Below are 10,096 nucleotides of genomic sequence, written 5' to 3' on the forward strand. Positions count from 1 at the left end.
CGGTCAGTCGAGCATCGCGACGACCTGCTCGGCCTGGTGCGTCAGCGCGACGCGGGCGTCGTCGGAGACCGTCGAGACCCGCGACCGCGGCGTCAGGGCCGTGACGAACGCCTCGAGCGACTTGACGGCGACCCTCTCGTTGCCGTGGTCGGCCGCCACGTCGGCCGCCTTGACGGCGGCGAGCAGCACGGCGGCGACGGGTCCGCGGATCTCACGGGCGTCGATCCGTGCCTGCACGGCGGTCCCCAGGGCGTCGATGCTGCCCGGCGCCCAGAGGTCCGCGACCGGCACCTGCGTGTAGTCGGTGTCGGACGCGAGGTAGAAGCCCGGGTACGACGGCTGGTTGTACGTCGTCTGCTGGCGCGCGACCTCGGCGCGGTACTGCGGGTCGTGCATGAGGGTCGCGAGCTTGTGGCTCGTCACCTCGGTGGACACGAACAGCCGGATCGCGGACGAGTCGGCGGTGCGGACCAGGAGCTCCTCCCGCCAGTCGCCGAGGACGTCGGCGACGAGCGACGGGTTGCCCTTGGTGCCGTTGTTGGCACGCGTGCCGGTCGCGGTGAGCAGGCGTCCGCGGGTCCAGTCGTCGATCGTGACGTCCTGGTCGCCCGACCCGTTCACGATCTGCGTCGTGCCGTCGGCGGCCCACCGGATCGACTGGTTGGTGCCGGGGATCGGGCCGGGGGTCAGGACGCCCGCGGCCGAGTACAGGCCGAGGGAGCTCGAGCCGCCGGGCAGGGACGCCCACGCCTCCAGGCCACGGGTCCCGGGCAGGACGTCACCGACCATCGACCGGCCGGTGTCGCGGCCGGAGTAGACGCCGAACAGGACCTCGCCGGTCGCGGCGTCGCGCATCGCCATGCCATAGGGCGCGAACGTGGCGCCCTCGTGCGCGGTGAAGATCTCCAGGCCGGGGCGGTCGGGGTCGATGTCGGTCACGTGCATCGCGTCGCCGTGGCCGAGGCGGACGGACGCCCCGGGGTCGGCGCTGCCGGCGGGCAGCGTGTCGAACGACGAGTAGAGCAGCGAGCCGTCGTCGTCGATCGTCGCGGCCCCGTACACGAGCTCCTGGCGACCGTCGGCGTCGACGTCCGCGACCGACAGCGAGTGGAAGCCCTGCGTGGTGATCGTGCCGAACTCGGGGTCGGTGCCGTCGCGCCCGTGCGGGCCGTCGTTGAACGGGTTGGTCAGCGGCACGTGGCCGGAGTCGACGTACCACCGCTCCTTCAGCTTCTTGCCGTCCCAGTCGTACGCGACGACGGTCGTGCGCGTGTAGTAGCCACGGGCGAACACCGCCGACGGGGTCGTCCCGTCGAAGTAGCCGACGCCGGACAGGAACCGGTCGACGCGGTTGCCGGGCTCGATGCGGGCCATCGCGTAGTCGCCCCACAGCAGGCCGTCGTCGTCGCGGCCCGGCTTGTAGTCGACCGTCTGGAGCTCCTTGCCGGTGTCACCCGCAAAGACCGTCAGGTACTCGGGACCGTCGACGATGAAGCCCTCGAAGTTCCGCAGGACGTTGCGCGCGCTGCGGCTCGGCGCGTAGACGTCCATGAAGTAGTCGGTGAGCGCGCGGGCGTCGGCGTCGGACAGCGGGTAGGTGTACTGCGGCGCGATGCCGAAGGCCTCCTCGAGCGTCGCGGGCCACTGCCCTGACGTGACCTCCGGGCGCGTGCTCCAGCCCTGGAACATCGCCACGACGTGCTCGTAGTACCCCTGCTTGCTGAGCCGGTAGTCGGCGGTGTCGGTGACGCCGTCCTTGCGGTCGTCCTTCGGGATGCTGACGTACTTCTCCGACGCCACGGTGCCGTCCGCACGGTACGTCGTGATCTTCGAGCCCGGCGCCGTCTTCATCATGAGCTCGGCCTTGCCGTCGCCGTCGAGGTCGTAGACGGGGAACTGGGTGTAGTGCGCGCCGGCGCGGATGTTCACGCCGAGGTCGATGCGCCACAGCTGCGTGCCGTCGAGCTCGTACGCGTCGACGTACACGTTGCCCGTGTACCCGACCTGGCTGACGTCCTTGGAGTTCGACGGGTCCCACTTGACGACGTACTCGTACGCGCCGTCGCCGTCGACGTCCGCGACGCTCATGTCGTTCGCGGAGTACGTGTACGCCTCCCCGACCGGTGTGACCCCGTCGGCGGGTTTGTTGAGCGGGAGGTCGACCGACGCCTGCGCCCACGGGGTCGCGTCGGCGCCGTCGACCTCGACCCCGTCGACGACGGCCGCGACGCGGTAGCGCGACCCGGCGGTCCCGGCGGCGTCGAGGTAGTTCGTGGAGTCCGAGACCGTGGCGATCTTGATGCCGTCGCGGTAGACGGCGAAGTCGGGGCCGGTCTGGCCGGTGGTGGTCGCGCCCGTGACCTCGGGGGCGAGCAGCCGCCACGACAGGAAGACGCCCTGGCCCGTGGTCGCGGCGACGAGGCCGCGGTCGAGCCGCTCGAGCGTGAGGCGGTCGGGCCCGTCGTGCCTCCCGCCCTGCGCACCCGTCGCGGGCACCCCGGGGGCGGCGACGGACGGCACGGCGAGGCAGCCGACGAGCAGGGCTGCGGTCCCGGTGGCTGCCGCGAGGCGGCGGTGGAGACGGGGACGACTCATCCTTGAATCCTTTCAAAGCGCTAGGGCTCCCCGGACGGCAAGAGCGGCCGGGGCGCCTTTGCCCTCGGCCTGCGGCGACCGTACCCCGGCGGTCCGTCCCGGTTGAAGCCCGCTCGAGGGATTCGTCGGATACTGACGATGGGAGCGCCGCCACCCTGCGGAAATCGCTGTCCACCGCAGATTCGCCCGCATCCTGCGCCGGAAGACCGTCGGGGGCGCCCGTCGAGCACCGGCCCGACGACGTGCCCGTCGCGTGCCCGTCGTGCACACATCCCGCACCCGTCCCCCACGACGGCGCTGCGTGCCGTACGGTGAACACGTAGTCGCAGTGCATCGCTTGTCCATCACCGCCGCGGGGCGACCCCGGCAGCACGTTCTCGAGACTCTCTCGGCAGCAGACGGACGACACACCGTGATTCACCGGTCCCGGACACCCGGGGTTGTCACGCACCACACCGACAGAGAAGAGAACGACATGCCCGTGGGCACCGTGAAGTGGTTCAACGCCGAGAAGGGCTTCGGCTTCATCGCCCCCGACGACGGCGGACCCGACGTCTTCGCGCACTACTCCGCCATCGCGAGCAGCGGCTACCGCTCGCTCGAGGAGAACCAGAAGGTGCAGTTCGACGTCACGCAGGGCCCCAAGGGCCCGCAGGCCTCGAACATCACGCCGGCCTGATCCAGCGCCGCACCTGACCGGGCGCCCCCGCACGACCGTGCTGGGGCGCCCGCGTCGTCCTCCGGGTCCTCGTCGTCCATCGCCGTCGCGCACCCGTCGCCCGCTCCTCCAGCACGCGACCGGCCCCGCACGGGGCAGAGACGGACCACCGTGACCCAGATCCGACCGACCGGCCCCGCCGGCTCCCGCGCAGGCACCACCACCGCCGAGCGCCCCCACCCCACCAGCAGCTTCACCGCGCTGACCCGCACCGTCCAGGAGGCCGGGTACATGCGCCGCCGCTACGGCTTCTACGCCGCGCGGCTCAGCGGCGCCGTCGTCGCCGTCGCCGGCCTCGTCGCCGGGGTCGTCCTCCTCGGGGACTCCTGGTGGCAGGTCGCCCTCGCCGCCGTCGCCGCCGTCGTCTTCACGCAGATCGCGTTCCTCGGCCACGACGCCGCGCACAAGCAGATCTTCCGCTCCGGCCGCGCCAACGACTGGGCCAGCCTCGTCCTCGCGGACCTGTTCGTCGGCCTCTCGTACGGCTGGTGGCAGCGCAAGCACACGCGGCACCACGCCAAGCCGAACCAGGTCGACGCCGACCCGGACATCGACCTGCCCGTGCTGTCGTTCACCCCGGGCGACGTCGAGAAGCGCCGCTCCCCGCTCGCCCGCTGGTTCCTCGCGCGGCAGGGCTGGTTCTTCTTCCCGCTGCTCCTGCTCGAAGGCCTCGACCTGCACGTCTCGAGCGTCAAGCGGCTCGCCCAGCCGGGCCCGATGCCGCGCCGGTGGGTCGAGGCGCTGTTCCTCACGATCCGCCTCGGCGGCTGGCTCGCGCTCGTCCTCGCCGTGATGTCGCCCGGCAAGGCCGCCGTGTTCCTCGCCGTCCAGCTCGGGCTCTTCGGCCTCTACATGGGCGCGTCCTTCGCCCCCAACCACAAGGGCATGCCGCTCGTCCCCAAGGACGCGCGCATCGACTTCCTGCGCCGCCAGGTCCTCACGAGCCGCAACATCCACGGCGGGCGCTGGCTCGACGTCCTGATGGGCGGGCTCAACCACCAGGTCGAGCACCACCTGTTCCCGTCGATGCCGTCGATCAGCCTGCGCCGCGTCGCGCCGATCGTCCGCGAGTACTGCGCGACCCACCAGATCCCCTACACGCAGGTGTCGCTGGCCAGGTCGTACGCCATCGTCGTGCGCCACCTCAACACCGTCGGGCTCGCCGACCGTGACCCGTTCGTGTGCCCGCTCGTGGCGGCGCACCGGGTCTGACCCGGTCCGTCCTCGTCTGACCGGGTGAGACCGTCCGAAGAAGGGCAGTGCCACGGAGGGCTCTCTCGCGTACCCTCTTCCCGTAGTCGCGTTGCCTCGCTTGTCACGCTCGCCGTCAGGACCTCCTGCCGGTGTCGGACGACGACCACCGTGATCACCGGTCCCGGTCTGTCGGGGTTGTCAGTACCGCACGTGAGAAGAGAGAGAACATGCCTGTCGGCACCGTGAAGTGGTTCAACGCGGAGAAGGGCTTCGGCTTCATCGCCCCCGAGGACGGTGGACCTGACGTCTTCGCGCACTACTCGGCCATCCAGACGAGCGGCTACCGCTCGCTCGAGGAGAACCAGAAGGTGCAGTTCGACGTGACGCAGGGCCCCAAGGGCCCGCAGGCGTCGAACATCACGCCCCTCTGATCGTCTCCACGCAGACGCTCTGAGCACGAGGCCCCGGTCGCAGCAGCGGTCGGGGCCTCGTCGTGTCCCGGCCCGGCCGCGGGTCGCCCAGGTCGGCCCACATCGTCCGGACCGCCGTCGACGTCAGGACGACAGCGTCCCGTCGACGTACGACCACCGGCCGCCCTCGCGCACGAACCGGCTGGTCTCGTGCAGCGCCCCGCGCACCCCGCCCTCGCGGTAGCGGGCGACGAACTCCACGACGCCCGCGTCGTCGAACGGACCGCCCGCCGACGTCGCGCGGATCTCCAGCGACCGCCACTCGACGTCGTCGTCGAGGACCAGGTCACGCGGACGGGTCGACGCGTGCCACGTCGCCCGCAGGTACGCCGCGTCCCCGACCGCGAACGCCGTGAACCGCGAGCGCATCAACGCCTCCGCGGTCGGTGCCGGACGCCCGTCGAGCAGCGGCCCGCAGCACTCCCCGAGCACCAGGCCGGTGCCGCACGGGCAGCGGGCGTCGTCGGGCGGGCGCGTCGTACCGGTCATGCACCGGGGATATCACCCCGCGCGCCCGTTGTCCCCGTCGGGCCCGAGGACTAGGACGGGAGGACCGGTCCGCGCACCGGAGCGACGGGCCGGAGCCCCGCGGGACCCACCCGGGGGCACACGACCGGGGGCGATCCGCATGCCGCACCGACGACTCCTGACCGCGCTGACCGCCCTCGCGCTCCTGCCAGCGGCCCTCGTCGCCGCGCCGGCCGGCGCGGCCCCGCCCGCCGTCGCGCACGGCGGGGCCCGCGGGGCGCGCGTGGCGGACCTCGGCTCCCTGGGTGGCGCGCACACCGTGCCGCTCGCGGTGAACGCGCGCGGGCAGGTCGTCGGCCGGTCCCTCACCGCCGACGGCCGCTGGCACGCGTTCTCGTGGGAGCACGGACGGATGACGGACCTCACGCCCGACGCGGACAGCGCGGAGGCGACCGACGTCAACGACCGCGGGCAGGTCGTCGTGCGGATCACCGACCTCGCGGGCGGGCCGCCCGCGTCCGAGCTGGTGGTCGGGAGGCGCACGGTGCCGCTGGGCGAGGTCGGGGCCCAGCTGGTCAACACCCGCGGCCAGGTCGCCGGGCACGTGCTGACGGTCGACGGCTCGCAGGGCACGAACGCCAACCCGTTCGTCTGGACACGCGGCACCCGCGTCGACCTCGGCCCGGTGCCGGGCTTCGGCGGGCCGGACAGCCGGCTCGTCGACCTCGACGACCGCGGACGGGTGCTCGGCATCGGCCTGGGGCCGGAGAGCTTCGAGCTGGGCTACCTGTGGTCGGCGGGGACGTTCACGCCGATCGGCGACCCGTCCGCGTTCGGCGGCAACGCGGTCGTCGACCTGTCGGACTCCGGCTGGGTGCTGGGGACCGCGTACGAGGGCGGGCCGTTCCTGTGGCGGGCGGGCGTGCAGACGTGGCTCGGCCTGCCGCCGGGCGTCGGCGAGGCGGTCCCCGTCGCGGTGGACGAGCACGGGCACGCCGTCCTGAACCTGCGCGCCGACCCGGCCGGGACCGAGCGCGCGCACCTGTGGGACGGCACCCGGTACGTGCCCCTGGGTCCCGCGGACGCGGCCACGCACGCGACCGCGCTCGACGACCGGCACCGCGTCGTCGGGTCCTTCACGCCCCCGGACGACCCGTCGCCCACCGGCGCGTTCCTCGTCGACCGCGGCCGGTTCGTCGAGCTGCCCGCCGGTGTCGACGGCGTCGTGACCGCGCAGGCCATCGCGGGCCGGTACGTCATGGGCACGGTCCTCGCACCCGACGGCTCGACGCACGCGCTGCGCTGGACGGTCCGCTGACCCTGGCTCGAGACCGCCGGTGTGGTGACGCACAGGAGGCGGCGCTCGGGTGAGCCGGTCGTCCGGCTGTTCCGACGTCGGTGGCCGGTCTGCCACCATCGGCCTCCATGGGGTGGTGGCGGGGACCGGTGTCGCGTCGGCGGCAGGAGTACCTCGACCTCGACGCGCGCGGCGACGCCGCCGGTGCGGAACGGCTCGCGCGCCTTCTCGTCGAGGATCACCCCGACGACGGTCTGACGTGGTTCAACCTCGGGCTGTACGCGAAGACGCGGCGCGACTGGCCCGAGAGCATGCGGTGCAACGCGCGGGCGCTCGCGCTGGCGACGCGCACCCGCGACGAGCCCGCGGCCTGGAACCTCGGCATCGCGGCGACCGCGCTGGGCGAGTGGGACGAGGCGCGTCGCGCGTGGCGCGCCTACGGCGTCGACGTCCCCGACGGGACGGGACCCGTCGAGCTGCCGCTCGGGCACGTCCCCGTGCGCCTCAACCCGGACGACGACGGTTCCGGCGGACCTGTCGCCGAGGTGGTCTGGGCACGGCGGCTGTCCCCCGCGCACGTCGAGGTCGTCAACGTCCCGACGCCCCCGAGCGGCCACCGGTTCGGCGACGTGCTGCTCGTCGACGGCGTCCCGAACGGCGAGCGCTTCGACGGGCGGCGGTGGGTGTCGGTGTTCGACGAGATCGCCGTCCTGGCGCGGTCGACGGTGCCGACGTGGACCGCGGACGTCGTGGCACCGTCCCCGGCGTGCACCGCCGCGCTCCAGGACGCCGCGGCCGCGGCCGGGATCGAGGCGCAGGACTGGACGGCGACCGTCCGCCGCCTGTGCGTCGCGTGCTCGACCGGGCGTCCCGAGCCGGGGCACGACCACGACGAGGCCGACGCGTGGTCGACGACGCGGACGCTCGGCCTGAGCGGGACCGCGCCGGCCGTCCGCGCGCTCCTCGACGACTGGGCGCGGGGTCGCCCCGGCCGCACCGTCACGTCGGTGACGGAGATCGTCTGAGGCGACCCGGGTCGCTCAGTCGGCGCGGACGAGGGGCTCGGCGAGGACCGAGCGGAGCAGCGGCCGGCTGGTCTCGGTCGCGGCGAGGACGAGCAGGCAGCCGCCGACGAGGCACCCGACGAGCAGGACGATCCCGCGCCAGTCGGTGAACGCGGCGGTCTTGAACAGCGGCGACAGCATGACGACCGCGACGAGCGACGACCCGCCCGCGACCCGGACCATCGGCCCCGTCACCTCGCGGCGGCGCACGGCGTCGAGCAGCTCGACGGGCATGCCGGCGAGGTGGGCGAGCGCGTACTCGCGCCGCCGGTCGAGCACGGTCGACGCCTGCTGGATGCCGGCGGACACGGCCGCGAGCAGGAACGCGATGACGAGCGTGAGCATCGCCCCGGTGACGAGGTCGTCGTTGAGGATCTCGCCCTGCCGGTCGACCTGCTGACCCGAGGTGAACATCGGGACGACCGCGAGCGCGCCCGCGACGAACCCCGCGAGGCCGAGGCCGCCGACGACGCGCCACGCGCCACGCGGGTCGTCGGCGAGGCGACGCGCGGCGAGCAGCCGCACGGGGGTGCGGGCGCGCCGCGCCTGGACGCGGCCCATGATGCCGAGCACCCACGGCCCGACGAGGTTCATCGCGCCGAAGCCGGCCGCGAGGAAGCCGAGCAGCACCGCGACGAGCGCCGCGGCGAGGCGTCCGGCGGCGGCGGTCGCGACCGCGAACCCGACGAGCGCGACAGCGAGCACGACGACGCGCACGACCTTGAGACCGGGCGGCGTGGTGCGACGCGCGACGCCGAGCGGCGACACGACGACGCGGCGCAGCGACACGAACCCGCTCACGGCGGCGAGCGCCGGGACGGCGACCAGCGTCGCGAGCACGCGGAGCGGGCCGACCCACAGCTCGCCGACGGAGAACGTGCCGCCCTGGAACGGCACGAGCGCCCACAGCGGCAGCAGCGCGACGTACCCGAGCACGCCGATCACGGCCCCGACCAGACCCTGGACGCAGGTCTCGAGCAGCGAGAGGCCGACGACCTCGCGCGGCGTCGCCCCGAGCAGCCGCAACGTCGCGAGGCGTGCGTCGCGCCGGGCCACGCCCATGCGCGCGGCGGCACCGGCCAGGGTGACGAGCGGGACGACGAGGAGGATCAGCGCCGTCCACGCGAGCTGCACGTAGAGCATGCCGAGCTCGCGCTGGAACGGGTCCGTGGGGTCGGCCGCGCGCTGCGCGAACCCGAGCAGGCCGCCGACGACGGACAGCGTGAGCGCGGTGGACACGGCGAACGCGGTGACCGACAGCGCGGTCGTCACGCGCGTGTCGCGGCCGCCCGCGCGGCGCAGGTGCGGCGCGAGCGCGACGACGGCGTTCACTGCCGCACCTCGTCGACGACGCGACCGTCGCGGACCTCGATGCGGCGCCCGCACCACGCGGCGACCTGCGGGTCGTGCGTGACGACGACGAGGCACGCCCCCACCGACCGGGTGGCCTGCGTCAGCAGCCGCATGACCTCGAACCCGTTGGCCTGGTCGAGCGCGCCCGTCGGCTCGTCGGCGAACACCACGTCAGGCTGCGTCACGAGCGCCCGGGCGACCGCGACGCGCTGCGCCTGGCCGCCCGACAGCTCGCCCGGCCGCCGGCCCTCCATGCCCGCGAGGCCGAGCGAGTGCAGCCAGCGCGCGGCCAGGTCGGTCGCCTCGCGACGCGGCGTGCCCTTCAGCATCGCCGGGAGCGCGACGTTCTCGACCGCGGGCAGCTCGGGCAGCAGCTGGCCGTTCTGGAACACGAAGCCGTAGTGCGAGCGGCGCAGCAGCGAGCGGTCGCGCTCGTCGAGCGCGTGCACGAGGCGACCTCGCAGCGCGGCGCTCCCCGCGTCGGGCACGAGGATGCCGGCCAGGCAGTGCAGCAACGTCGACTTCCCCGACCCGGACGGGCCGGTCACGGCGAGGGCCTCGCCGTCCGCCAGGTCGAGGTCGACGCCCGCGAGCGCGGTCGTCTCACCGAAGCGCTTGACGAGGCCGCGGGCGGACACGCGGACGGTGGTCGCGGCGTCGCCGACCACGGGGACGGCGCCGGTGGCAGGTGTGCTCATGCGGTCCAGCGTGGCCCGGCGGCGGGCCGTCGCGCGTCCCCCGGCGGTCCCCCGGTGCGCGGCGTCGACGTCGCCCGCGGTCCGACCGGCCGGGTGTGCGCGTCCGACCCAGGTCGGACGCGTCGTCGGTCCGCAGCCGGTCCCGTGCGTCCCAGCGGGTGATACCGGACAGGAATCGTGGACGCGGCTCGCCCGGCGGCCCGTCCCACCTAGACTGCCCCCCGTGATCTTCAAGGCGG

General features: G+C 74.0%; 9 protein-coding genes. 5 read left to right on the forward strand and 4 right to left on the reverse strand.

All coding sequences use genetic code 11. The features are described from left to right. Positions 1-3: 3 nt before the first annotated feature. Positions 4-2,595 (reverse strand): rhamnogalacturonan lyase, encoded by a 2,592-nt coding sequence (locus tag OMK64_RS16600; RefSeq protein WP_272729466.1) that lies wholly within the window; start codon positions 2,593-2,595, stop codon positions 4-6. A gap of 475 nt (positions 2,596-3,070) precedes the next feature. On the opposite strand from OMK64_RS16600, the gene OMK64_RS16605 reads away from it, so the two are divergent. From OMK64_RS16605 to OMK64_RS16615, 3 genes are all read left to right on the forward strand, one after another. After that, a complete protein-coding gene (locus tag OMK64_RS16605; RefSeq protein WP_272729467.1) occupies positions 3,071-3,274 on the forward strand; it encodes a cold-shock protein in 204 nt (67 codons plus the stop codon). A gap of 150 nt (positions 3,275-3,424) precedes the next feature. Next, positions 3,425-4,525 (forward strand): fatty acid desaturase family protein, encoded by a 1,101-nt coding sequence (locus tag OMK64_RS16610; protein WP_374694110.1) that lies wholly within the window; start codon positions 3,425-3,427, stop codon positions 4,523-4,525. 209 nt (positions 4,526-4,734) lie between these two features. Then, positions 4,735-4,938 (forward strand): cold-shock protein, encoded by a 204-nt coding sequence (locus OMK64_RS16615; RefSeq protein ID WP_124341270.1) that lies wholly within the window; start codon positions 4,735-4,737, stop codon positions 4,936-4,938. Positions 4,939-5,061: 123 nt separating this feature from the next. Here the strand turns inward: OMK64_RS16615 and OMK64_RS16620 are convergent, their stop codons facing one another. Next, the gene (locus OMK64_RS16620) at positions 5,062-5,466 is read right to left on the reverse strand and encodes a YchJ family protein (protein WP_272729468.1); all 405 of its coding nucleotides are present in this window, start codon (positions 5,464-5,466) and stop codon (positions 5,062-5,064) included. Between the two features lie 139 nt (positions 5,467-5,605). Between OMK64_RS16620 and OMK64_RS16625 the strand changes: the two genes are divergently transcribed. Continuing rightward, positions 5,606-6,763, forward strand: a complete 1,158-nt coding sequence (locus OMK64_RS16625; protein ID WP_272729469.1) for a hypothetical protein — start codon at positions 5,606-5,608, stop codon at positions 6,761-6,763. 107 nt (positions 6,764-6,870) lie between these two features. Further along, positions 6,871-7,767, forward strand: a complete 897-nt coding sequence (locus OMK64_RS16630) for a tetratricopeptide repeat protein (RefSeq protein ID WP_272729470.1) — start codon at positions 6,871-6,873, stop codon at positions 7,765-7,767. A gap of 15 nt (positions 7,768-7,782) precedes the next feature. Here the strand turns inward: OMK64_RS16630 and OMK64_RS16635 are convergent, their stop codons facing one another. Further along, positions 7,783-9,138 (reverse strand): FtsX-like permease family protein, encoded by a 1,356-nt coding sequence (locus tag OMK64_RS16635; RefSeq protein WP_272729471.1) that lies wholly within the window; start codon positions 9,136-9,138, stop codon positions 7,783-7,785. Further along, complete coding sequence (locus OMK64_RS16640) at positions 9,135-9,857, reverse strand: ABC transporter ATP-binding protein (protein ID WP_272729472.1); 723 nt, start codon at positions 9,855-9,857, stop codon at positions 9,135-9,137. Before OMK64_RS16640 ends, OMK64_RS16635 begins: the two co-directional genes overlap by 4 nt. Positions 9,858-10,096 lie beyond the last annotated feature (239 nt).

It is taken from the genome of Cellulomonas fimi, assembly GCF_028527925.1.
GTDB lineage: Bacteria > Actinomycetota > Actinomycetes > Actinomycetales > Cellulomonadaceae > Cellulomonas > Cellulomonas fimi_C.

What these genes read in the sequence shown, in the direction of transcription:
- OMK64_RS16640 (WP_272729472.1), bottom strand. Translation starts at nt 9,857, where the DNA reads ATGAGCACACCTGCCACCGGCGCCGTCCCCGTGGTCGGCGACGCCGCG.
- OMK64_RS16625 (WP_272729469.1), top strand. Translation starts at nt 5,606, where the DNA reads ATGCCGCACCGACGACTCCTGACCGCGCTGACCGCCCTCGCGCTCCTG.
- OMK64_RS16605 (WP_272729467.1), top strand. Translation starts at nt 3,071, where the DNA reads ATGCCCGTGGGCACCGTGAAGTGGTTCAACGCCGAGAAGGGCTTCGGC.
- OMK64_RS16615 (WP_124341270.1), top strand. Translation starts at nt 4,735, where the DNA reads ATGCCTGTCGGCACCGTGAAGTGGTTCAACGCGGAGAAGGGCTTCGGC.
- OMK64_RS16620 (WP_272729468.1), bottom strand. Translation starts at nt 5,466, where the DNA reads ATGACCGGTACGACGCGCCCGCCCGACGACGCCCGCTGCCCGTGCGGC.
- OMK64_RS16630 (WP_272729470.1), top strand. Translation starts at nt 6,871, where the DNA reads ATGGGGTGGTGGCGGGGACCGGTGTCGCGTCGGCGGCAGGAGTACCTC.
- OMK64_RS16600 (WP_272729466.1), bottom strand. Translation starts at nt 2,595, where the DNA reads ATGAGTCGTCCCCGTCTCCACCGCCGCCTCGCGGCAGCCACCGGGACC.